The sequence below is a fragment of the Sediminicoccus sp. KRV36 genome (assembly GCF_023243115.1).
Taxonomy (GTDB): Bacteria; Pseudomonadota; Alphaproteobacteria; order Acetobacterales; family Acetobacteraceae; genus Roseococcus.
The window spans coordinates 181,064-201,502 of the sequence record NZ_CP085081.1 but is presented as its reverse complement, the minus strand read 5'-3'; the positions used below and the strand labels follow the sequence as shown (position 1 = coordinate 201,502).

27 protein-coding genes are annotated in these 20,439 nt (G+C 66.7%); 13 read left to right on the top strand and 14 right to left on the bottom strand.

The features are described from left to right. The first annotated feature begins 38 nt into the window (after positions 1-38). Positions 39-1,505 (top strand): M81 family metallopeptidase, encoded by a 1,467-nt coding sequence (locus tag LHU95_RS00935; RefSeq protein WP_248709507.1) that lies wholly within the window; start codon positions 39-41, stop codon positions 1,503-1,505. A gap of 233 nt (positions 1,506-1,738) precedes the next feature. Here LHU95_RS00935 and LHU95_RS00930 read toward each other — a convergent pair whose 3' ends face one another. The 3 genes from LHU95_RS00930 to LHU95_RS00920 all read right to left on the bottom strand — a co-directional run bounded on the left by LHU95_RS00930 (position 1,739) and on the right by LHU95_RS00920 (position 4,863). Then, entirely contained in the window at positions 1,739-2,572 is an 834-nt protein-coding gene (locus LHU95_RS00930) for a transglutaminase family protein (protein ID WP_349292653.1), read from the bottom strand. Positions 2,573-2,582: 10 nt separating this feature from the next. Next, positions 2,583-3,485 carry a transglutaminase family protein gene (locus LHU95_RS00925; RefSeq protein ID WP_248709506.1) on the bottom strand — a complete coding sequence of 301 codons (903 nt, stop codon included), beginning with the start codon at positions 3,483-3,485 and terminating at the stop codon, positions 2,583-2,585. A 130-nt stretch (positions 3,486-3,615) separates the two neighbouring features. Next, positions 3,616-4,863, bottom strand: a complete 1,248-nt coding sequence (locus LHU95_RS00920; RefSeq protein ID WP_248709505.1) for a DUF3422 domain-containing protein — start codon at positions 4,861-4,863, stop codon at positions 3,616-3,618. A 76-nt stretch (positions 4,864-4,939) separates the two neighbouring features. Here LHU95_RS00920 and LHU95_RS00915 point away from each other — a divergent pair, with 76 nt between their 5' ends. Next, positions 4,940-5,422 carry a GNAT family N-acetyltransferase gene (locus tag LHU95_RS00915; protein ID WP_248709504.1) on the top strand — a complete coding sequence of 161 codons (483 nt, stop codon included), beginning with the start codon at positions 4,940-4,942 and terminating at the stop codon, positions 5,420-5,422. A gap of 145 nt (positions 5,423-5,567) precedes the next feature. On the opposite strand, the gene LHU95_RS00910 is transcribed toward LHU95_RS00915, so the two are convergent. Beyond that, complete coding sequence (locus tag LHU95_RS00910; RefSeq protein WP_248709503.1) at positions 5,568-6,101, bottom strand: TetR-like C-terminal domain-containing protein; 534 nt, start codon at positions 6,099-6,101, stop codon at positions 5,568-5,570. A 53-nt stretch (positions 6,102-6,154) separates the two neighbouring features. On the opposite strand from LHU95_RS00910, the gene LHU95_RS00905 reads away from it, so the two are divergent. Next, positions 6,155-6,508: a DUF2306 domain-containing protein gene (locus tag LHU95_RS00905; protein ID WP_248709502.1), complete on the top strand. Its 354-nt coding sequence runs from the start codon at positions 6,155-6,157 to the stop codon at positions 6,506-6,508. On the opposite strand, the gene LHU95_RS00900 is transcribed toward LHU95_RS00905, so the two are convergent. From LHU95_RS00900 to gmd, 6 genes are all read right to left on the bottom strand, one after another. Further along, positions 6,487-7,341 (bottom strand): ion transporter, encoded by an 855-nt coding sequence (locus LHU95_RS00900; protein ID WP_248709501.1) that lies wholly within the window; start codon positions 7,339-7,341, stop codon positions 6,487-6,489. The two genes, LHU95_RS00905 and LHU95_RS00900, sit on opposite strands and share 22 nt — an antisense overlap. 62 nt (positions 7,342-7,403) lie before the next feature. Further along, positions 7,404-7,643, bottom strand: coding sequence for a hypothetical protein (locus LHU95_RS00895; protein WP_248709500.1), 240 nt, complete (start codon positions 7,641-7,643; stop codon positions 7,404-7,406). A gap of 33 nt (positions 7,644-7,676) precedes the next feature. Beyond that, entirely contained in the window at positions 7,677-8,150 is a 474-nt protein-coding gene (locus LHU95_RS00890; RefSeq protein WP_248709499.1) for an RES family NAD+ phosphorylase, read from the bottom strand. Next, on the bottom strand, positions 8,137-8,544 hold the full coding sequence (locus LHU95_RS00885) for an MbcA/ParS/Xre antitoxin family protein (protein WP_248709498.1): 408 nt from the start codon (positions 8,542-8,544) through the stop codon (positions 8,137-8,139). The genes LHU95_RS00890 and LHU95_RS00885 overlap by 14 nt, the downstream gene beginning before the upstream one ends. Positions 8,545-8,608: 64 nt before the next feature. Next, positions 8,609-9,283, bottom strand: a complete 675-nt coding sequence (locus tag LHU95_RS00880) for an NnrU family protein (RefSeq protein ID WP_248709497.1) — start codon at positions 9,281-9,283, stop codon at positions 8,609-8,611. Positions 9,284-9,335: 52 nt separating this feature from the next. Next, a complete protein-coding gene (gene gmd, locus LHU95_RS00875) occupies positions 9,336-10,370 on the bottom strand; it encodes a GDP-mannose 4,6-dehydratase (protein ID WP_248709496.1) in 1,035 nt (344 codons plus the stop codon). A gap of 251 nt (positions 10,371-10,621) precedes the next feature. Between gmd and LHU95_RS00870 the strand changes: the two genes are divergently transcribed. Beyond that, positions 10,622-10,891: a hypothetical protein gene (locus tag LHU95_RS00870; protein WP_248709495.1), complete on the top strand. Its 270-nt coding sequence runs from the start codon at positions 10,622-10,624 to the stop codon at positions 10,889-10,891. 60 nt (positions 10,892-10,951) lie between these two features. Here the strand turns inward: LHU95_RS00870 and LHU95_RS00865 are convergent, their stop codons facing one another. Then, a complete protein-coding gene (locus LHU95_RS00865; RefSeq protein WP_349292650.1) occupies positions 10,952-12,658 on the bottom strand; it encodes an MFS transporter in 1,707 nt (568 codons plus the stop codon). On the opposite strand from LHU95_RS00865, the gene LHU95_RS00860 reads away from it, so the two are divergent. Next, positions 12,594-12,776, top strand: a complete 183-nt coding sequence (locus LHU95_RS00860) for a hypothetical protein (protein WP_248709493.1) — start codon at positions 12,594-12,596, stop codon at positions 12,774-12,776. The genes LHU95_RS00865 and LHU95_RS00860 overlap by 65 nt on opposite strands. A gap of 47 nt (positions 12,777-12,823) precedes the next feature. On the opposite strand, the gene LHU95_RS00855 is transcribed toward LHU95_RS00860, so the two are convergent. Beyond that, positions 12,824-13,330, bottom strand: a complete 507-nt coding sequence (locus LHU95_RS00855) for a hypothetical protein (protein ID WP_248709492.1) — start codon at positions 13,328-13,330, stop codon at positions 12,824-12,826. Between the two features lie 256 nt (positions 13,331-13,586). Here LHU95_RS00855 and LHU95_RS00850 point away from each other — a divergent pair, with 256 nt between their 5' ends. From LHU95_RS00850 to LHU95_RS00815, 8 genes are all read left to right on the top strand, one after another. Further along, positions 13,587-13,895, top strand: a complete 309-nt coding sequence (locus LHU95_RS00850; protein WP_248709491.1) for a DUF4212 domain-containing protein — start codon at positions 13,587-13,589, stop codon at positions 13,893-13,895. Between the two features lies 1 nt (position 13,896). Further along, positions 13,897-15,945, top strand: a complete 2,049-nt coding sequence (locus LHU95_RS00845; protein WP_248709490.1) for a sodium:solute symporter family protein — start codon at positions 13,897-13,899, stop codon at positions 15,943-15,945. An 87-nt stretch (positions 15,946-16,032) separates the two neighbouring features. Then, the gene (locus LHU95_RS00840) at positions 16,033-16,356 is read left to right on the top strand and encodes a hypothetical protein (RefSeq protein WP_248709489.1); all 324 of its coding nucleotides are present in this window, start codon (positions 16,033-16,035) and stop codon (positions 16,354-16,356) included. After that, entirely contained in the window at positions 16,353-16,643 is a 291-nt protein-coding gene (locus LHU95_RS00835) for a hypothetical protein (RefSeq protein ID WP_248709488.1), read from the top strand. The genes LHU95_RS00840 and LHU95_RS00835 overlap by 4 nt, the downstream gene beginning before the upstream one ends. A 49-nt stretch (positions 16,644-16,692) precedes the next feature. Next, on the top strand, positions 16,693-17,076 hold the full coding sequence (locus LHU95_RS00830; protein ID WP_248709487.1) for a hypothetical protein: 384 nt from the start codon (positions 16,693-16,695) through the stop codon (positions 17,074-17,076). 54 nt (positions 17,077-17,130) lie between these two features. Beyond that, a complete protein-coding gene (gene dapB / locus LHU95_RS00825; protein ID WP_248709486.1) occupies positions 17,131-17,868 on the top strand; it encodes a 4-hydroxy-tetrahydrodipicolinate reductase in 738 nt (245 codons plus the stop codon). Continuing rightward, positions 17,865-18,194, top strand: a complete 330-nt coding sequence (locus LHU95_RS00820) for a cupin domain-containing protein (protein WP_248709485.1) — start codon at positions 17,865-17,867, stop codon at positions 18,192-18,194. Before dapB ends, LHU95_RS00820 begins: the two co-directional genes overlap by 4 nt. Further along, a complete protein-coding gene (locus LHU95_RS00815; RefSeq protein WP_248709484.1) occupies positions 18,187-18,636 on the top strand; it encodes a GNAT family N-acetyltransferase in 450 nt (149 codons plus the stop codon). The genes LHU95_RS00820 and LHU95_RS00815 overlap by 8 nt, the downstream gene beginning before the upstream one ends. 15 nt (positions 18,637-18,651) lie before the next feature. On the opposite strand, the gene LHU95_RS00810 is transcribed toward LHU95_RS00815, so the two are convergent. Continuing rightward, positions 18,652-18,840, bottom strand: coding sequence for a hypothetical protein (locus LHU95_RS00810; protein ID WP_248709483.1), 189 nt, complete (start codon positions 18,838-18,840; stop codon positions 18,652-18,654). Between the two features lie 27 nt (positions 18,841-18,867). Then, on the bottom strand, positions 18,868-20,367 hold the full coding sequence (locus LHU95_RS00805) for a tripartite tricarboxylate transporter permease (RefSeq protein WP_248709482.1): 1,500 nt from the start codon (positions 20,365-20,367) through the stop codon (positions 18,868-18,870). Between the last annotated feature and the right edge of the window lie 72 nt (positions 20,368-20,439).

The following is a 20,439-nucleotide window of genomic DNA, read 5'->3' as shown; positions in this document are numbered from 1 at the left end:
GGATTAGATGGCAGGGAACGCCCGCCGCCAAGGACATCATGCCGCAAATCGCCGTCGCCCGCCTCTGGTTCGAAGGCAACAGCTTCGCTCCGGAGCCCACCCCCCTCGCCGCCTTTCAGGGACGCGAATGGCTGTCGGGGCCAGAGGCGCTCTCCCGCTATTCCGGCACCGCCACCGAGCTCGGCGCCCTGGCCGGCTTCGTGGCCGAGCGCCCGGACTGGCAGGTGGCCATGCTGCGCTGCGCCGCGGCCCAGCCCGGCGGGCCGATGAGCGACCTGGCCTTCGACGCCTGGATGAGCGAGGTGGAGGAAGGCCTCGCGCGCGGCCAAGGGGGCAGCCGGTGGGACGGCGTCTATCTCTCGCTGCATGGCGCCTGCGTGACGGAGAGCGACCCGGAGGCCGATCTCACCATCATCCGTCGGGTGCGCGCGGTGATCGGGCCCAGGGCGAAGCTCGTCGCCAGCTTCGATTTCCATGGCAATGTCTCGCCCCAGATGATCGGGCTGCTGGATGGCGCCTCGGTCTATCGGACCTATCCGCATGTGGACATGGCAGAGACGGCGCTGCGGGCGCTGCGCCTGCTGGAGCGGGCGCTGGCCGGCCACACCAACCACGGCTCATTGATGAAACTGCCCGCCCTACTGCACAGCTTCCACATGCGCGACGCCGAAGGCCCCATGGCGGAGGTCTGGGCGGAAGCGCTGGCGGCGGAGCAGCCGCCCATCCTGGATGCCTCGCTGTTCGGCGGCTTTGCCTGGGGGGACAGCCCACATGCCGGCCCCTCTGCCATGGTCTGGGCGGAGGAGCACGGCGCGGCGCGGGCCCTGGCGCGGCAGCTCATCGCCAGCATCGGCGCGCGGCGCGCACGCTTCGCCGTCACCCTCCCCTCGCCCGAGGCTGCGCTGAGCACGGCGCTGGCCGCGCCCCCTGGCCTCGTTGCGCTGCTGGACCCCGCGGATAATCCGCTTTCGGGTGGCGTCGCTGACACGCCCGGCCTGCTGCGCTTGCTGATGCAGGCACAGCCGGAGGTGGAGACGGTTTTCTGCTTCCTGCATGACCCCGAAGGAGTGGCCGCCGCCCGCGCCGCCGGGCTGGGCAGCGCCTTCGCGCGCGATCTGGGCGGGCGCACCACCGCGCAATTCGGCCCGCCCGTGCCCTTCTCGGGCGTGGTCGAGGCGCTGACTCATGGCCGCTTCCTCAACACCGGGCCGATGGAGCATGGGGCGCCCGTGGATCTCGGCCCCACCGCGCTGCTGCGCGCCGGCAAGCTGCGCGTGGTGCTGACCAGCCGCAAGGAGGCGGCGGTGGACCCGGCCTTCTTCGCGCTGCACGGCATTGATCTGGGCCAGGTGCGCCTCCTGGTGAACAAGGCGAAAAACCATTTCCGCGCGGCCTTCGCCAGCCGCTGCAGCGCCATCGTGGAATGCGATGTGCCCGGGCCGGCCGCGCTGGATCTCGCGGCGCTGCCCTTCCGGCATGTGCCGGCAGGCTGGAGGCAGGGATAGCGTCCCCACGGCCGATGCAGGTCGGTGCCTCGGCGGCATACGCCTGGCCGGAGCTCGGCCGGGCCCTGCCTCAACAACCCATATCAGCGTGGTCTGGTTCGGTCCGACGGCTCTGCCGGATCGAGCGATGCGCAGGCGCGGGGTTACCGAAAGCGAAGGCGGGAAACCGCTCCAGCCTGGTGTTTGGATCCGTGTTCCGGGTCGCCTTGCAAAGCGGCAAGGCGTGAAAAGCGCTACACCACCTCGTCGGTGAAGACCTGGAAGCCCGCCAGGGTGCAGGGGCCGAAGGTGGTCGCGATCGCTACATCCGTCGCGTCGCGGCCGCGGGCCATGAGGATGCGGCCGATGCGCGGCATGTTGTTGCGCGCATCGAAAGTGTGCCAGCAATCATCCAGATAGACCTCGAACCAGGCGGCGAAATCCATCGGGCCATAGGGCGGCGGCATGCCGATATCGCCGAGATACCCCGTGCAATAGCGCGCCGGCACGTTCACGCAGCGGCAGAGCGCGACAGCCAGATGCGCGTAGTCACGGCACACGCCGCGCCGCTCGAAAAACGCCTCGGAGGCGGAGCGCGTGGCGCTGGCATGCTCATAGCCGAAGGCGATGCGCTCATGCGCGTAGTCGCAGATTGCCTGCACACGGTCCCAGCCCGATGCGGCCTGGCCAAATAGCGACCAGGCGAGGTCGGTCAGCTTGTCCGTGTCGCAATAGCGGCTGCCCAGCAGATAGATCAGCATCTCATCGGGCAGTTGCTCGATGGGGCGCTGCCAGGCGGCCCGCGTCACGTCATCGGGCAGGCCGGAATCCTGCACCTGGAAGCGCGTCGTGATGGTCAGGCGCCCGGGCGGGGCGACGATCCGCGTGCAGGTGTTGCCGAAGCTGTCCTGGTAATCGCGAAAGGGAATCGGCGGATCGAAGCGCATCTCATGCGGGCCCACCACATCCGGCAGGCGGGAGGGGTGCGGGCTGATCATCAGCAGCATCGGGGTGGGCTGGGGGCAGTCATAGGCGATCTGGCAGCCGGCATTGATGCGCATGGGGAGCTCCGTCCGAAGATTCGTCATGGCCGCCCTCTCACCGCGCGGGTGAGAGGACCGCCTCGCTGTATTGGTCAACGGCCGAAACATGCACCGTGACGGTCATGCCGAGATCGTCGGAGGGAAAGCCGGTGAAGGTCCCGTGCAATGGCAGCACCTGCCGGTGATCGCGCGCGATCGCCACGCGGATCAGGTCACGATTGCCGATGATGCCATTGGTCGGGTCCAGTTCGATCCAGCCCGCCCCCGGCAGATAAACCCTCAGCCAGGCATGGGTTGCACCGCCACCGACGCGGCCGCTGCGTTCGGGCACATAAAGATAGCCCGAGACGAATTGCGCAGCGAGGCCGAGGGCGCGCACCGCCTCGATCATCAGCACCGCGAAATCCCGGCAGGTGCCGCTGTTGATGCGCAAGGTCTGCGTGGGCGTCTGCACGCCGCGTTCGGCGCGGGAGATATAGGTGAAGTCGGCGCGGATGGCCTGGGTCATCGTCGCCAGCATGGCGCGCGTCCGGGTTGGCCCGTCACGCCGCAGGAAGCGGCGCGCCCAGCGTTCCACCGTGTGGTCGGGGTCCGGATATTGCCGCTCGATGGAGCGCGCAAGGTCGGGCATGTCATCCACATCATAGGAGAAGGGATAGGTCTCGGCGTCCTGTTCGATCGGGAAATCGAGGCCACCATGGGGCGTATGATCGAGTTCGACCTTGCTCTCGAAGCGCAATTCCCGCGCGCGTTCCGAGAAATTCGCCACTGCCACGCTGTTGCCGAACACGTCATGCAGCCAGCGCAGCGAGACGGGCTCGGGCGTGATGTCGAGGCGGGCGCTGATCAGGCGGAGATCATGCCCCTCCCGCGGGCGGAACATGATCCGATGCTCACCGAAGCCCACCGGGCGACGATAGCGATAGGTGGTCAGATGATGGACGGCGAGAAGCGGCAAGCGGGACCTCCATCGGGAATGGAGGACACGGGCCAGGCGGCCTGCTGAAAGGGGATCATCCGGTCAGGTCTAGGCGCAACGGGCGCCGGGCGCATCAGCTAAGTTGCGCGCGCCGCGGGATCATGCGCGATCAGGCGCCGCTTTCGAGCCGCCGCTTGCGCAGATTGAGCCAGACCACCGCCGCCACGAGGGGAACCAGGACGGCAATGATCGTCTCGGCGCGGGTGCCGTAAAGCTCCCAGGGGAGTGGCTTGAGCAGATAGCCCAGCACGGTCAGCAGGTAATAGGTGATGCCCGCGACCGAGAGCCCCTCCACGGTCTGTTGCAGGCGAAGCTGCGCGCGGCCGGTGCCGGCGAGGGTGGCGAGCTGGGCTTCGGCCTGGGCCTCCTGCGTCACGGCGACGCGGGCGCGCAGCAGATCCACCAGCCGCCCGGTGCGGACCGAGAGCGCGGAAATACGGGCGCCGGTGGCGCTGACCGTCGCCATCGCGGGCTCCATCCGGCGGTCAAGGAAGCGGGTCAACGTGGGCAGGCCCACCAGCGGCGCCTCGCCCAATTCGGCCAGGCGCCGCAGCACCAGGCGGTGATAGGCGGCGCTGGCCGAAAAGCGTTCGGCCGTCGCGGCATTGGCGCGCTCGATCTCGCCGCCGATCTGGGTGAGTTCCTCCAGCGCCTCGCGCTCCTCGGCCAGTGTGTCCAGTGCGGTCAGCCGCTCGGACAGGCGGGTCAATTGCTCGGAGGCGGAAGCGAGGCCCGGCCCCACCGCGCGGGCGGCCGGCAGGGCCAGCAAGGCGAGGGCACGATAGGTCTCGATCTCCCACAGGGTCTGGGCAAGGCGGCCAGCGACGAGCGGCGAAGGATGCTCGGCCACCAGGATATGCGTGGCGCCATCGGCATGCAGGCGGAAATCGGTGAAGACCATCGCCTCACCGCCCGCGACCGCAGCCCCCGAGAGGCTGTCCCCGGCGAAGCCGCAAAGCTCTGGCGCGGTATCCACCAGGGTGATGTGCATGGCGGCGATCGCGGCACCCGGCAGGCCAGCCAGCCATTCAGGCGGCAGGGCAGCGAGGGCGGGTTGCTCGAAGGGGCGGTTGGGGTCGGCGCCATCGGCTACGAAATTCCAGCCGGTGAATTCGGTGTGGCGCTCAAAGCGGAGGCGGAAGGCGCCGAAATCGGCCAGAAACCAGGAAGCGCCGGGGGCGGGCGGCTGCACGCCATGCCGCGCGCAGAGGGCCGCCAGATGCGCATCCTCCGCCGCACGGTCGGGGGCCAGCATGGCGAGGCGCGAAAGCCGGGCCGGGCCATGGATGGGGATGGCCGGCCGGGCGTGCAATTCGCCAACCAGGGATTCGCGGGCAGGGTGGGTGGGAAAGCTCATGCCTGTGGTAACTAGGGATGCGGCACGCCGGGCGAAACCCTCGCCAGTCATCAAACTTCGTGCCAATCATGAGCCTATGGAGATTCGCAACATCCGGGACGGCGATGTGCCGGCCCTGCTCGCCCTGAACAATGCCGAGGCGGAACGCGTCAACGCGCTGACGGAGGAGGCCCTCTCCTCCCTGCTGGCCCGCGCCTTCGCGGCCCGGATCACGGCGGATGGGCAGGCCTTCCTGATCGCCTTCGATCACGCGACACCGCCGCAGGGCCCGAACCACGCCTGGTTCACCGCGCGGGAGAGCTATTTCGCCTATATCGACCGCGTGGTGGTGGCGCCCGGCGCGCGGGGCCGGGGCCTTGCCCGCGCGCTGTATGACGATCTGGCGCGGATTGCCCTGGGCGAGGCCACCAACCTGCTGGTCTGCGAGGTCAATCTGGACCCGCCCAATCCGGAAAGCATGGCCTTCCACGAGCGCCTCGGCTTCACGGCCTGCGGCGAGGCGGTGGATCACCGGAACGGCAAGCGGGTGCAGTATCTGCGCAAGCCACTCCAGGGCTGATCGCGGCGCTGGGATGCGGGCCTGGTCCCCGGGGCCTCGCGCGATCATTCACGAATGCTAGGCCCAGGCTCCGCCAAGGCGGCGCTGACAGAGGAGCCTGCCGCCGGAACTTCTGGCCTTTTCACGCGCCGCTGAGGCGCCCGCTTCAGCAGATCAGGCGATCCACCAGCGCCTCCATGCTGCCTTCCTCGCGGATGGCGCCGTCCAGCAGCAGATGCGCCAGGCCATGGACCATTCCCCAGCCGCGCAGTGCTGCGTCTTTTTCCCCGGTGCTGGCCTGCAACGCGGCAAAGGCCTGGCGTGAGGCGGCGAGCAAGGCCGGATGCGCGCCCGAGCGCGCCAGCAGCGGCCCGAACATCAGCCGGAACCGCCCAGGCCGCGCCAGGGCAAAGCGGATATAGGCCCGGCCACGGGCGACATAGGGCGTCACGTCGCCGCGCGCGACCGCCGCCGCCATCGCCGCGCCGAAGGCCTCGAACCCGCGCAGCGCCAGGGCTGCCAGCAGGGCGTCTTTGTCGGCGAAATGCCGGTAGGCGGCGGTGGGCGAGACACCGGCCATCCGCGCCGCTTCCCGCAGGCTGACCGCCCCATCCCCGCCCTGATCCAGCAGCGCATCGGCGGCGTCCAGCAGGGCCGTGCGCAAATCCCCGTGGTGATAGGGTTTTTCTAATGTTGACATCGCTTACATCCAGTGTATGTTTACGACGATAACATACCGAAGGCGATCCCACCATGCTCATGCTTCATCTCTCCCTCTCCCTCCTGGCCTTGGCCGCGATCCTGGTCATCCTCCTGCTGCCCAAGGGCATGGGGGCGCATCGCTGGCTGGGCCGCCTCGCCGCCGCGGCCCTGATGCTCAGTGCGCTGAGTTCCTTCGGCATCCAGGCGCGGGGGCATCTTTCCTGGCTGCATATCCTCTCGGTGGTGACGCTGGTGAACATCCCCTTTGCGATCTGGGCCGTGCGCCACGGCCGCGTCGCCACGCATAAGCGCGCCATGCTGATCAATGCGGGCGGGCTGTTCGTCGCCGGGCTTTTCGCCAGCCTGGCGCCGGGGCGCTACCTTTACGGCGTGTTGTTGGGCTGAGCGCGCAATTCCGCGACCTCGGCCCGCAGCGCCCGTACCTCCTGCACGAGGGCGCGGATATCCATCCGCTCGGCGCTTTTCGCCGCCTCCTCGGCGACGATCTTGTCGGCGCCGCGGTCATCGCGCAGCGTCTGGATGCTCTCCACGATCACGCCGATGAACAGGTTCAACACCACGAAGGTGGAGATGATGATGAAGGGCATGAAGAACACCAGCGCATAGGGCTGCAACTCCATGGCCGGCTTCACGATATTGGCCCAGTCATCCAGCGTCATCAGCTGGAACAGGGTAAAGAGGCTGGCGCCGAGCGTGCCGAATTGCTCCTCCATCTCGCCGCCGAACAGCTTGGTCGCCATCACGGCGAACACGTAAAACAGCAGCGCCATGAGCAGCACGATGCTGCCCATGCCGGGCAGCGCGCCCAGCATCGCCTCCACCACATTGCGCAGGCTTGGCACCACCGAAATGAGCCGCAGCACCCGCAGGACACGCAAGGCGCGCAGCACGGCGAGCGGCCCGCTGGCCGGCATCCAGGCGATGGCGACGACGGCAAAGTCGAACAGGCCCCAGGGATCCCGGAAGAAGCGCCCGCGGAAGGCATAGATGCGCAGCAGCAATTCCGCCGTGAACAGGTAAAGCAGCGCCGCATCCAGCGCGTGCAGCACGCCGCCGAACGTCTCCATCACGCTGTCGCTCGTCTCAAGCCCGAGGGTGACGGCGTTGATCAGGATCAGCCCGATCACCACGCGCTGAAAGATCGGCGTCAGCACGAGGCGCGCCACCCGCGCGCGGAGGGCATCGCCGGCGTCGAGGGCGGTCAGGGCTTCCTGCATGTCCGATTCTCCATCTTCCGGAGATGGAATGGCGGCCCCCGCGCCGGGGATCAAGCCCCGGCTCATGAACCCCGGGGCGATGCCAGCCAGGCGGCGATCCGTGGATCGGCGGCGAAGTGCGTGAGCGGGAGTTCAATCCGGATGCGCGGCGCCTCGCACCAGGCTTGCAGCGAATGGGGGCGGATGAAGATCCACCAGCTTTGACTGTCGCGCGGGGCAGCTTCGGCGAAAGCGGCGCAGTCCAGCAGGGCGATATTGGCGCGCCGCTCAGGGTCGCGCACGCTTTCGTAGCGCAGCGCCATGACGCCGGCGTGCTGCGCTTCCTCGGCGAAGGCCTAGCACGGCGCATCATCCACCGGATGCGTCCAGGCCGCGCGCCGCTGGTCCAGGGGTGGCGCTGTGAGATCCAGCGCCGATGCCGTCTCGACCGCCGCCGAAAAGGCGCGTCGCTGCAACGCCTGGCCCGGCCAGGTCAGGCCGGGCGCATCGGCCAGGAACAGCATCTGCCAGAAACCCGTCTCGATGGCCGCCGTCTCCACCGCCTCGGCCGCGTAGAAGCAGCCATGGGGGGCGAATGCGCGGCGGAAACGGCTGCCATGGCGGCTGGGCTGATAGCGGAAAGGCGTCGCGAGAAGGAAGTGGAGATGGGCGCAGGCCGCCGGCAGGGCAGGCTTGCTGGCTTCGAGCAGTTCTTCGAGCAAGGCCTGCTCATCCAGCGTATCCACCAGCCGCATGGTGGCGGGCCGGCCCTGATCCTCCACCAACCGCCAGACTAGCCCAGCATAGGGCCGCGCGTCAGATGCGGGCACGCGCCGCGTCGAGATAAGCGACCGTGTTCACCAATCCTGTGACCGTTCCGATGAGTTCCGCTGGAACGCCGCCCAGTGCGCGATTCTCCACACGCATCCAGGCGCTGATCTGCTCGATCTGATCGCCGAGAACGCCGCTCAGGCTGCGAAAGGCGCGGATCACCAGCAAGGCCATCTCAAAGGGCTTGCTGCCCGCCGGAAGCAGATACTGGCCCGCCATCAGACGAGAGGCGGACGCCGGCGAGATGCCGAGGGTATGGGCGAGTTCCAGCTGGCGCAGGCCCAGCGCCCCCGCCGCCCGAACCACCGCCTTGGAGACCACGGCGGAACTTGCCCCTGCGTCGCCGCGCGGCGGCGGGGAGCGGAGAGATGGAAGGGCGACGTTGGAGGGCATGATCCTGGGCTTTCTGTAGAAGGGCAGAGCCTATCCACAGAAAGTCCAGACCTCAAGAATTTCCTCAGAAAGGCAAGGCCGGATATCCGAAGATCCACCGATGCCCGAAGAGCAGCCCCAGCCAGGCGACCCCGCCCAGGATCCAGACCAGCCGGGGAATCTCCGCCAGCACCAGCTTGTTCCGCCCGACCAGAATGGCCAGGAAGGGCAGGATCGAGGTGCTGGGCGCCAGCCGCGCCCAAAGCGCCGGCTGCAGGGCGGCGAGCTTCCGATCAATCGAAGGCATGCCAACCAGCGAGGTCACAAGGAATGCGCCGAAGAACAGCACGCCCGCCAGATTGCCCTTGGCGATCAGGTGTAGTGCGGCCCAAAGCGCGAAGGACCAGAGCATCGGATGGCGCGTGATGCGCTGGATACCGCGCGGCCCCGCCTCATCGAGTTTCCCCGCCACCGCCGTGGGGTTGGGCGTCGCCACCGAGGCGACGAAGAGCAGCAGCACCGGCAGCATGAGCAACGCCATCACCCAGCGGAACCAGTCCGGAATGCCCCAGAGCGGGACATAGGGCGCGGCCTGCCAGGCCATGACCAGCAGCGTGATGCTCACCACGGAGATCAGCGAATAGCCGATGCGGAAGCCGGCATCGCCCAGGCGTTCCACCAGCCGCGCCCGCACCGCCGTCCCGGCGATGCCGACATGAACCCCAACCCAAAGCATCGCCGCGGCGAGAAGAAGCAACATCATGCATCCAGCGTAGCCGAAGCCGGACGCCCAAGGCCATGCCGAAATGGGCTCAGCCCTGGGACAGCGCGTCCAGATCCGCACGCACCATTTCCGCCACCAGGCCATCAAGCCCGGTTTGCGGGCGCCAGCCGAGCCGGTTGGCCGCCTTGGACGCATCGCCGATCAACAGGTCCACCTCGGCCGGCCGGAAGAAGGCGGGGTCCACCCGGACCAGGATGCGGCCAGTGGCCTTGCAGCGGCCCGTCTCCGTCACGCCCGCGCCCTCCCAGGCCAGATCCACCCCGATCTCGCGAAAGGCCAGGGTGGCGAAATCCCGGACGCGATGCGTCTCGCCCGTGGCCAGCACATAATCATCCGCCTCCGGCTGTTGGACGATGCGCCACATGCCCTCCACATAGTCCCGCGCATGGCCCCAATCGCGCCGCGCCTCCAGATTGCCCAGCAGCAGGCAATCCTGCCGGCCATGATGGATCGCCGCCACCGCGCGGGTGATCTTGCGGCTGACGAAGCCCTCACCCCGACGCGGGCTCTCATGGTTGAACAGGATGCCGTTGGAAGCGTGCAGCCCGTAGCTCTCACGGTAATTCACCGTGATCCAATAGGCGTAGAGCTTGGCCACGCCATAGGGCGAGCGCGGATGGAAGGGCGTTGTCTCGCTCTGCGGGACGGCCTGGACCTTGCCGAACAACTCGCTGGTGGAGGCCTGGTAGAAGCGGGTCCGCCGCTCCATGCCCAGCAGCCGGATGGCTTCCAGCAGGCGCAGCGCGCCCAGCCCATCCGTGTTCGAAGTGTATTCCGGCAATTCGAAGCTGACCGCGACATCGCTTTGGGCGGCAAGATTGTAGAGTTCGTCCGGCTGGGTCTCCTGCAGGACGCGGACCAGATTGGCGCCATCGGTCAGATCGCCGTCATGCAGGATGAGGCGGCCCGCATATTCCGGTGTGATGAGATGGGCGATCCGCCCCCGCGCCGCGGTCCCCGCCCGGCGCAGCAGGCCATGCACGATATAGCCCTTTGCCAACAGGAGTTCGGCAAGGTAGGAGCCATCCTGTCCGGTGATGCCGGTGATGAGAGCCGAGGGCATGCGCAGTCCTCTCATGATTGCAGGCACAGGACTACAGCAAGATCCGTCTCCCTGAAATCATCTGTTCAGTCGGCGGCGTCGCCTTGCGCTGCACGAAAGCGACGGCATATCTCCAAAGCCGACGGAAATTTCCAACTGCCAGCCCTTGAGCGGTGACCAGGGAATATTGCGGTCGCTCGTCAACTGTCGGCGCTGAGGGATTGCGGGTCGCTGGCCAGCCGCCTGGACCGCCGGCCAAGGATCAAATTTTCGTGACACATCCCCGCAAGCTGGCTTCACTCGAAGCCGGCCAGGTTTTGTTCGACCCCGGCGCCGATCGCCGGGCGCGCGGACGCATTCTCCGGCAGGGCTTTGCCATCCTGGCCTTAGGCGCGGCGCTCACATGGCTCGCCGTGGCCTTCGCCAATGCGCCGCTTGGCCTGTTGAGCCTGGCCATGGTGCTGGGCGGGCTCGGCTGGACCAGCATTCGCCTGCTGGTGAATTTCGCCACCCGCTTCCGCGCCCGCGCCAGACAGCGATAGGGCAACAAAAAAGCGCCGGGGGTTGCCCCCCGGCGCCTTCGATCCGCCAAAGAGGCGGCGTTACTTGCCGGTGCGCCAATCCGCCGCACTGGCCGAGCCATCCTCATTGGTCGCGAAGATGTCCCGCTTGAAGGTCTCCGGCACCATGAAGATGCCGATCACCACGGTCGCGAGCGCGATGACGATGGGATACCACAGGCCGTAATACACATCGCCCGTCTGCGCGATCATGGCGAAGGCGGTGGCGGGCATCAGCCCGCCGAACCAGCCATTGCCGATGTGGTAGGGCAGCGACATCGAGGTGTAGCGGATGCGCGTGGGGAACAACTCCACCAGCGCCGCCGCTATCGGGCCATAGACCATCGTCACATAGATCACGAGCAGCGTGAGGATGCCGATAAGAACGGCGGGCTGCTCGCGGAAGATGTCAAAGGGCCCCGACATCTTCACGACAGTCGGGTTGCTGGCCGCCGGATAACCGGCCGCCGTCACCGCCGTGGCCAAGGCCGCCGCGAAGCCTGGCTGGTCGGAGGAGACGCTCTGGTTGCCGATCTGCACCCGGGCCACATTCTGGCCGGGCACATTCTCAACCCGGTAATTCACCGAAAGCCGCGCGAGCGCCGCCTTGGTGATGTCACAGGCCTGGGTGAAGCGCGCCGTGCCGGTCGGGTTGAACTGGAAGGAGCAGGTGCTCTGATCCACCGAAACAACCGTGGAGATATTGGCGTGGGCGGCCGAGAGGGCGGGATTGGCCTCCGCACTCATCAGCTTGAACAGCGGGAAATAGGTCAGCGCCGCGATCAGGCAGCCACCCAGGATGATCGGCTTGCGGCCGATCTTGTCCGAGAGCCAGCCGAACAGGACGAAGCCGCCCGAACCCAGCACGAGCGACCAGGCGATCAGCATGTTGGTGGTGAAGCCATCCACCTTCAGCACCTGGCCCAGGAAGAACAGCGCGTAGAACTGGCCCGTATACCAGACAACGGCCTGCCCCATGACAAGGCCGAGCAGGGCAAACAAGGCGATCTTGGCGTTCTTCCACTGGCCGAAAGCCTCGCCCAGCGGCGCCTTAGAGCCCTTGCCCTCGTCCTTCATCTTCTGGAAGGCCGGGCTTTCCTGCATCTGCAACCGGATCCAGACGGAAATGCCGAGCAGGACGATCGAGAGCAGGAAGGGAACGCGCCAGCCCCAATCGGCGAAGGCGGCCTCACCCACGATGGAGCGGGTGCCCAGGATGACCAGCAGCGAGAGGAACAGGCCGGCCGTCGCGGTGATCTGGATGAAGCTGGTGTAGAAGCCGCGGCGCCCATTGGGCGCGTGCTCGGCCACATAGGTCGCCGCCCCGCCATATTCGCCACCAAGCGCCAGGCCCTGCAGCATGCGCAAGGCGATGAGCGCGATGGGCGCGACGATGCCGATCTGATCCGAAGTGGGCAGGATGCCGACGACAAAGGTCGAGGCGCCCATGATCACGATGGTGATGAGGAAGGTGTATTTGCGCCCGACCATATCGCCCAGGCGGCCAAACACCAGCGCGCCAAAGGGGCGGACCAGGAAGCCGGCGGCGAAGGCGAGGAGCGCGAAGACGTTTCGCGTGGACTCGTCATACATCGAGAAGAACTTCAACCCGATGACGGCGGCGAGCGAGCCGTAGAGATAAAAGTCATACCACTCAAAGACGGTGCCGAGGGAGGAGGCCAGGATGACCTTCTTCTCCTCCGGCGTCATGGGCCCTGCCGCCGATGACGCGACTATTCCTGAAGCCATTCCCCAACCCTTTCTTATTGAACACAAAAACACGGCCGACCGCGCCATGCGCTTCGGCGGTGACCGTGCCATTCAGACAGGGCTGTTGTGGCGCAGGCGTTGCGCTGGATCAAATTAAGCTGACATGCCGAAAACGTTAATCAACGCATTGCTGCACTGCAATAATTACATTTGATTCAGCATATTATCAACCATTTTGGCAGCATCGAAGCGGCGCTCCATCTCCTGCTGGGTCGTCACCATCTGAAAGCGGAGCGCGCCCTTGATGGCGAGGCTCTCGCCACGCCGCTGTTCGGGATGAACCGGCAGCGTCGCGAAGAGGACGGCCTCCGCCAGCAGCGGCAATTTGTCAGCCGGGAGGGGCGGCGCAAGCTGCAGGGTGGAGAGGTAATGCGGCAGGGCGTCGCGCGCATCCGCGGCACTGGGGACCTCACCGAGGGGCGGCGTCTCGTTGAGCAGGGCCGCCTGGTGCAGCGCGATAAGCCGTTCCTTCAGCGCGACTTCCTGGCCCGGGGCGTGCGGGCGCAGATGCGCCTCGATCAGGGCGGTCACGTCGGCGAGCGCGGCAAAGAAAACCTGCCACCGGCAATGCGCCAGCGCCGCCTGGAAGTCAGGATCGCCGAAAAGCTGCCTTTCGCTGCGGCCCGCCTTGACCCGGCAGTAATCCAGCACGGTCTTCTGCGCGACATAGGCCGCCTGGCCCTGGAGGAACCGCGCGAGCTCGGCGGGTGCCGAGCCGCGCCGGGTGCGAAAAAAATCAAGAAGGGCCATGGGATAGCCTCCATATCGGCGCTGGTATGGCGCGAAAACCACGCCAATTCCACTTCATTAAAGATTAACCATTCTTAACTCATCAGTGGGTTTCGGCTTCGCTAGATGACAAAACAGGTAGTGCACGTCGGAAACGTGTGCCGGGAGGAGAGTGAGCATGCCCTTAGTTGAATCCGGCCCTGAGCCGGAATCCGCGACGATGGCCGCCGTGGATCCAGTGACCGCGCAGGCCTATTGGAAAAAGACGTCCGGCCTGATGTGGACCGTTCTGGCCATTTGGTTCGCCGCCGGCTTTGGCGTGCATTTCTTCGCGCAGTCGTTGAACCCCATTCACATCTTCGGCTTTCCGCTCGGCTTCTACATGGCCGCCCAGGGCAGCCTGATCATCTTCGTCGTTGCCCTCTTCTGGTTCGCCAAGCGCCAGAACGAGATTGACGAAGAGTTCGGCGTGCAGGAGGACGCGTAACATGGCCGATACAACCGGGGCCAAAGACCCCTTCATCGCCAATCTCAACAAGATCTACATCGGCTACACGGGTGGCTTTGCCTTCTTCGTGGTGCTGCTGGGTATTCTTGAGCAAATGGGCGTGCCGGATCGCATCATCGGCTACCTCTTTGTCTTTTTGACCATTGGCGTCTATGCCTATATCGGTATTATCAGCCGGACGCAGGTTGCTTCCGAATACTATGTGGCGGGGCGGCGTGTCCCAGCCATATACAACGGCATGGCCACCGGTTCGGACTGGATGTCGGCCGCGAGCTTCATCGGCATGGCCGGCAGCCTGTATGCGCTCGGCTATGGCGGCCTCGCCTTCATCCTGGGGTGGACCGGCGGCTACATGCTCGTCGCCATCCTGCTCGCGCCCTATCTGCGCAAATTCGGCCAATACACCGTGCCGGACTTCCTGGGCGCACGCTTTGGCGGCAACTGGGCGCGCGGGCTGGGCGTGATCGTGCTGATCACCGCCTCCTTCGTTTATGTCGTGGCGCAGATCGTGGGTGTCGGCATCATCACCCAGCGCTTCCTGGAAGTCTCCTTCCTCACGGCGGTATTTCTCGGCCTGGGCGGCATCCTGGTCTGCTCGATGCTGGGCGGCATGCGCGCGGTCACCTGGACCCAGGTGGCGCAGTACATCATCCTCATCATCGCCTATCTGATCCCGGCGATCCTGATGTCGGTGAAGATCTCGGGCGTGCCCATCCCGCAGCTCATGTACGGGCTGGCGCTGGAGCGGATCGAGGTGCTGGAGCAAGGCTTCCGTGCGGCCGGCATGACGCCACCGCCCGGTGTCACGGGCTGGCATACGGCTCCCTTCATCGGCCCCAATGGCCAGTTCAGCCTGAACGCGGCGGTCAACTTCTTCGCGCTGATCTTCTGCCTCATGGTCGGCACCGCGGCGCTGCCGCATGTGCTGATGCGCTACTTCACCACGCCGAGCGTGCGTGAAGCGCGGGCATCCGTCGCCTGGTCGCTGTTCTTCATCTTCCTGCTCTACTTCACGGCGCCGGCCTATGCCGCCTTCGGCAAGCTGGAAATCTACCAGACCGTGATCGGCCAGCCGATCGCGAACCTGCCGGAATGGATCAAGAACTGGCAGATCATCTCGCCCTACGGCACACCTTGGGTGAACATCGTGGACGTGAACCGCGATGGCATCGTGCAATGGGGCGATTTCCGCATCCATCCCGACGTGGTCGTGCTCGCCACGCCCGAGATCGCGGGCTTGCCCTATGTGATTGCGGGCCTGGTTGCGGCCGGTGGCCTGGCCGCGGCACTCTCCACCGCGGATGGCCTGCTGCTGGCGCTGGCCAATGCGCTCAGCCATGACGTCTACTACAAGATGATCAACCGCGACGCGCCGACGGCCCGCCGCCTGGTCATCTCGCGCGTGCTGCTGCTGGTGGTGGCGCTGGCGGCCGCCTGGACGGCGGGCTCCATGGGGGCGGATATCCTGTTCCTGGTCGCCTGGGCCTTCTCGATCGCGGCAGGTGGCTTGTTTGCCGCACTGGTGATGGGCGTCTGGTACAAGAAGACGACCAATGCCGCCGCCTGCTGGGGCATGGCCGTGGGCTACCTCGTGACCTTCTTCTACCTGATCTGGTCCGAGTTCTACGGCCTGAGCTTCATGCAGACCTTTGGCACCAAGGAGGCGATCCTGCGCGCGGCCACGGCCACGGCCGCGTTGGCGACTGCCTCGCCGGAGCTGAAGGCCTATGCCGCCGGGCTGGTTGCCAATGCGGCGGCGATCCAGGACGGCACGCTCGCCTGGTTCGGCGCGCTGTTCGGCGGCCTGCCGACGGACCACGTGGTGCTGCGTGGCCGGGTGGTCGGGCGCCTCTGGGGCCTGAACAACATCTCGGGCGGCGTGCTGGGCGTGCCGCTCTCCTTCCTGACCATCTACCTAGTCTCGAAGTTCACCACGGCACCCTCCCTCGCGATGCAGAACTTCGTCGAGGATATCCGCATCCCGCGTGGCGGCGTTCGCCTGGCGGATCGGCGCGAGGCGGTGGACTGAACATCGCCCCGGCTTTCGGGTAACGGGGGCGGCCGCGGCAACGTGGCCGCCCCCTCTTTTTTGATCTCACGCTGAACGCCAGGACCCATGGAACAGCCGCATTTCGTCTTCGGGCACCTGCCCTTCTGGCTCATCACCTACACGCTGGCGCTGACCGCCTGGGCGTGCATCGGCCGCTTCATGATGGGCTTCTTCGTCCCGCATGAGAGCACGAACTATATCTGGCGCGGCTTTCGCGCGCTGAGCGACTGGGCCGTCTGGTGCGCGGCGCGCCTGGTGCCGAGCTATGTGGCGCCGCTCTATCTCCCGCTGGTGGCGATGGGCTGGCTCTTCGGGCTGCGCATGGTCTTTGGCATCTTCATGATCTCCGCCGGATGGGCGCCCCGCCTGGGGTCAGGAGTGACGCCATGACCCCGCAGGGCCTCTTTGTCACCATCGTCGCCGTTTGCCTGATCAATGGCTTCATCTCACCCATGCTCGCCGTCGTCTGGCACCTGCACCCGGTCTGGATGCCCGAGATGATGCCCGCCACGCGTGAGACGATCTTCTATGGCGCGAGCCTGATGGTCTCCACCGGCACGCTGCTGCTCTCGGCCGCGCCGGCCGGGGTCGCTGAACGGCTTGGCATGTCGCTCGGCAACGCCATGTGGGTCTGGCTGGGCAGTGCCGTCCTGCTGGTCCTCTTTGGCTTGCGCTGACTGCAACCCCGGCGTGTAGAATTGCCTTCTCTCAAGCCGGGGGGACTGCATGGATCGTCTGGACGCCTTTGCCGATATCTCCATCCGCCGCGCCTGCGCCTTTGTCGGGTTGGGCGCCGCGACCGTGATGATCGCCCTCTCCTTCGATCCGGTTCTGGCCTTCCGGACGGGCGCCGAGATCACCGCCCTGCTGGCCGTCGGGCTCGCCATCTCGGCCTGGCGCACGCCGCGGCGCAACATCCGTCACAGTGAGGTCTATGCGATGCTGCGCGGCGCCGGCGTGCCGCCGAACTGGCTGAGTGCCGAGGTGAATCGCACGCAGATCGCCGCCGTCCTGCGGGCCCGCCTGGCCTGGCATGCCGAGCGTGTGGCCGTGACCGCCATCGCCCTGTGGTGCCTCGCATTGGTCTTCTGGTTGCTGCGCCCAGGCTGAGTTGCACCGGCCCCCACTCTGGCCCGGCCCGCCTCGCCATGCCATGAATCGCGCATGATACAGATCGGCATCACCGGCATCGCCGGCCGCATGGGCAAGCTCCTGGCCGAGGAGGTGGCGGCGGCGGGCTGCACCCTCGCCGGCGGCACGGGGCGCGGCGATGACCCGCGCGCGCTGTTTGCCGCGAGCGATGTGGTGATTGATTTCACCCATGCCCACGCCGCCCCCCTCCATGCCGCGCTGGCGGCGGAATTCGGCAAGGGGCTGGTGCTCGGCTCCTCCGGCCTCTCGGCCGCCGAGGAAGCGGCGGTGGCCGAGGCCGCGCAGCACGCGCCCATCGTCTACGCGGCAAATTTCGCGACCGGCGTAAACCTCGTCATCGCCATGGCCGAGAAGCTCGCTGCCGCCCTGCCCGGCGCGCAATACGATGCCGAGATCGTCGAGATGCATCACCGCCAGAAGGTGGATGCCCCCTCGGGCACGGCGGTCGCCATGGGGCGCGCGGTGGCACGCGGGCGCGGCACCACGCTGGAGGAAGCCGGCCGCGAAAGCGGGCGCGATGGCCATACGGGGGCGCGCGGCACCGGCACCATCGGCTTCGCGGCGCTGCGCGGTGGCCAGGTGGTGGGGGAGCACACGCTGCTGTTTGCCGCGGGCTCCGAGCATATCGCGCTGACGCATCGCAGCTTCGACCGCCGTGCCTATGCGACGGGCGCGGTGCGCGCGGCGCAATGGCTGAAAGGCCGCCCGCCCGGTCTGTACAGCATGAATGACGTGCTGGGCCTGGCGTGACGCCCTTCATCTTCGCGGCGGCGATGGCCGCCACCAGCCCGCTCGAACCCGGCCGGGCCTCGGCGCGCATTTTCAGCCAGGGCAGCATGCAACTGCGCTGGTACGCGCCGCGCAGCACGGATGGGCAGGAACCGCACACCCAGGACGAAATCTACGTCGTGGTGAGCGGGCAGGGGCAATTCCGGCGCGGTGAGGACCTGCTGCCCTTCGGCGCGGGCGACGCCATCTTTGTGCCCGCCGGCATTCCCCATCGCTTCGAGGCATTTTCCGACGATCTGGGCGTCTGGGTCGTCTTCTACGGACCACAGGGAGGCGAGCATGACTGAGGTGAAGATCACCCCGCTGGCAGAACGCCACCGCGCCGATTGGGAGGCGCTCTATGCCGGCTACGCCGCCTTCTACAAGGTCACGCAGACTGCCGAGATGCGCGCCAAGGTCTGGTCCTGGATCATGGACCCCGCGCATGAAACCAAGGCCCTGGTGGCCGAGGACGCGGCCGGCCGCGCCGTGGGCCTGGCGCATTACCGCCCGTTCGCGCGGCCGCTCTCGGCCAGCACGGGCGGCTTTCTCGATGACCTGTTTGTGGACCCTTCGCAGCGTGGCCTTCGCGTGGCGGATGCGTTGATCGAGGCCCTCTCGCGGATTGGGCGCGAGAAGGGCTGGACTGTCATCCGCTGGATCACCGCGGATGACAATTATCGCGGCCGTGGCGTCTATGACCGCCTGGCGAAGCGCACCTTATGGATCACCTACGACAAGACGCTTTGATTTCGGCCCGCGGCTTCACTGCCGGACGATGCGCGGCGGCTGGTTGCCGAGCGTCGCCCATTGCGGCCAGCCGATGAAACGCTCCACCAGCACCAGCGCCACGCAGAGACCCAGCACCAGGGCCATGATGATGACGCGTTGGCGGGAAGGCGGGTGGCGGAACCATTGGGCGAGGCGGAAGCCCCAGCGGATCATCGGGTCCATCCACGCCGCTCCTGCGGGCGGCGCGCGTCAGGCCGGGCTTGGCCGCAGCTTCGCCATGAGGGCGCTGATCGCCGGGTAGAACATCAGCGTCAACCCCGCCACCATGATGCCGCCCACCAGCCAGTTCGAGAAGAACACCGCCAGCGACCCCTCGCTGATCAGCAGCGCCTGGCGGAAGCTTTCCTCCGTCCGATCACCCAGCACCAGGGCCAGCACCAGCGGCGCCAGCGGGTAATCCAGCTTCTTCATGACATAGCCGATGACGCCGAAGATCAGCATCAGCACCACGTCGAACTCCGCGCTGTTCACCGTATAGGCGCCGATGGCGCAGACCATCAGGATGATGGCGGCGATGATGGAGAAGGGCACGCGCAGGATCATCGCGAACCAGGGCACGGCGGCCAGCACGATGATCAGCCCCACGATATTGCCGATATACATCGAGGCGATCAGCCCCCAGACGAAATCCTTCTGCTCGACGAACAGCATCGGCCCGGGCTGCAAGCCCCACATGATGAGTCCACCCAGCAGCACCGCTGCCGTAGGCGAGCCTGGCACGCCGAGCGAGAGCATGGGCAGCAGCGCTGCCGTTCCCGCGGCATGGGCGGCCGTCTCGGGCGCGATCACGCCCTCGACGCGGCCCTTGCCGAAACTGTCCTTGTCGGTCGCCATGCGGCGCGCCATGCCGTAGCTCATGAAGCTGGCCGGCGTGGCGCCGGCCGGCGTGATGCCCATCCAGCAGCCGATCACGGAGGAGCGGATGAAGAGCCACCAATGCCGTGGCAGTTCCGACCAGGTTTTCAGCATGGTCCGCAGCGTGATCTTCGCGGATTGCCCCTTGAAGCGCAGCCCTTCCTCGATGGATTGGAAGATCTCGGAGAGGCCAAACAGGCCGATCACGACGACGAGGAAATCCACGCCGCGCATCAGTTCCATCGAGCCGAAGGTCATGCGCAACTGGCCCGTGACGCCATCCAGGCCCACGCCGGCCAGCAGGAAGCCGAACATCATCGCGGCCAGCGCCTTGAAGGGCGAACCCTTGGAGAGGCCGATGAAGCAGGCAAACGACAGGAACATCACCGCGAAGAATTCCGGCGGGCCGAATTGCAGCGCGAATTGCGCGACCAGCGGCGCCACGAAAGTGATCATCAGCACGGCGATGAAGGCGCCGACGAAGCTGGAGGTGAAGGCCGCCACCAGCGCCTCGCCCGCGCGGCCCTGCTGCGCCATGGGATAGCCGTCGAAGGTGGTGGCGACGGACCAGGGCTCGCCCGGGATATTGAACAGGATGGAGGTGATCGCACCCCCGAACAACGCACCCCAATAGATGCAGGAGAGCAGGATGATGGCGCTGACCGGCGGCAAGGCGAAGGTCAGCGGCAGCAGGATGGCGATGCCATTCGCCCCGCCCAGGCCCGGCAGCACGCCGATCAAGACGCCGAGCACGATGCCCGCGACCATGAGAACAATGTTCTCCGGCTGCAAGGCGACCGCGAAGCCCTGCATCAGCAGACCGATTTCTTCCATCAGAGCGAACCCTTCAGCGCCGCCGGGCGCGCCATTGCAGCATCACGCGCAACCGAGACGGCGCGTGCCTAG

Coding starts and splice junctions, on each gene's coding strand:
- LHU95_RS00935 (WP_248709507.1), top strand. CDS start 39: ATGCCGCAAATCGCCGTCGCCCGCCTCTGGTTCGAAGGCAACAGCTTC.
- LHU95_RS00930 (WP_349292653.1), bottom strand. CDS start 2,572: ATGACGAATCTTCGGACGGAGCTCCCCATGCGCATCAATGCCGGCTGC.
- LHU95_RS00920 (WP_248709505.1), bottom strand. CDS start 4,863: ATGAGCTTTCCCACCCACCCTGCCCGCGAATCCCTGGTTGGCGAATTG.
- LHU95_RS00915 (WP_248709504.1), top strand. CDS start 4,940: ATGGAGATTCGCAACATCCGGGACGGCGATGTGCCGGCCCTGCTCGCC.
- LHU95_RS00910 (WP_248709503.1), bottom strand. CDS start 6,101: ATGTCAACATTAGAAAAACCCTATCACCACGGGGATTTGCGCACGGCC.
- LHU95_RS00905 (WP_248709502.1), top strand. CDS start 6,155: ATGCTCATGCTTCATCTCTCCCTCTCCCTCCTGGCCTTGGCCGCGATC.
- LHU95_RS00900 (WP_248709501.1), bottom strand. CDS start 7,341: ATGCAGGAAGCCCTGACCGCCCTCGACGCCGGCGATGCCCTCCGCGCG.
- LHU95_RS00895 (WP_248709500.1), bottom strand. CDS start 7,643: ATGGCGCTGCGCTACGAAAGCGTGCGCGACCCTGAGCGGCGCGCCAAT.
- LHU95_RS00885 (WP_248709498.1), bottom strand. CDS start 8,544: ATGCCCTCCAACGTCGCCCTTCCATCTCTCCGCTCCCCGCCGCCGCGC.
- LHU95_RS00880 (WP_248709497.1), bottom strand. CDS start 9,283: ATGTTGCTTCTTCTCGCCGCGGCGATGCTTTGGGTTGGGGTTCATGTC.
- gmd (WP_248709496.1), bottom strand. CDS start 10,370: ATGCCCTCGGCTCTCATCACCGGCATCACCGGACAGGATGGCTCCTAC.
- LHU95_RS00860 (WP_248709493.1), top strand. CDS start 12,594: ATGACCTTCTTCTCCTCCGGCGTCATGGGCCCTGCCGCCGATGACGCG.
- LHU95_RS00865 (WP_349292650.1), bottom strand. CDS start 12,658: ATGGCTTCAGGAATAGTCGCGTCATCGGCGGCAGGGCCCATGACGCCG.
- LHU95_RS00850 (WP_248709491.1), top strand. CDS start 13,587: ATGCCCTTAGTTGAATCCGGCCCTGAGCCGGAATCCGCGACGATGGCC.
- LHU95_RS00845 (WP_248709490.1), top strand. CDS start 13,897: ATGGCCGATACAACCGGGGCCAAAGACCCCTTCATCGCCAATCTCAAC.
- LHU95_RS00840 (WP_248709489.1), top strand. CDS start 16,033: ATGGAACAGCCGCATTTCGTCTTCGGGCACCTGCCCTTCTGGCTCATC.
- LHU95_RS00835 (WP_248709488.1), top strand. CDS start 16,353: ATGACCCCGCAGGGCCTCTTTGTCACCATCGTCGCCGTTTGCCTGATC.
- LHU95_RS00830 (WP_248709487.1), top strand. CDS start 16,693: ATGGATCGTCTGGACGCCTTTGCCGATATCTCCATCCGCCGCGCCTGC.
- dapB (WP_248709486.1), top strand. CDS start 17,131: ATGATACAGATCGGCATCACCGGCATCGCCGGCCGCATGGGCAAGCTC.
- LHU95_RS00815 (WP_248709484.1), top strand. CDS start 18,187: ATGACTGAGGTGAAGATCACCCCGCTGGCAGAACGCCACCGCGCCGAT.
- LHU95_RS00810 (WP_248709483.1), bottom strand. CDS start 18,840: ATGGACCCGATGATCCGCTGGGGCTTCCGCCTCGCCCAATGGTTCCGC.
- LHU95_RS00805 (WP_248709482.1), bottom strand. CDS start 20,367: ATGGAAGAAATCGGTCTGCTGATGCAGGGCTTCGCGGTCGCCTTGCAG.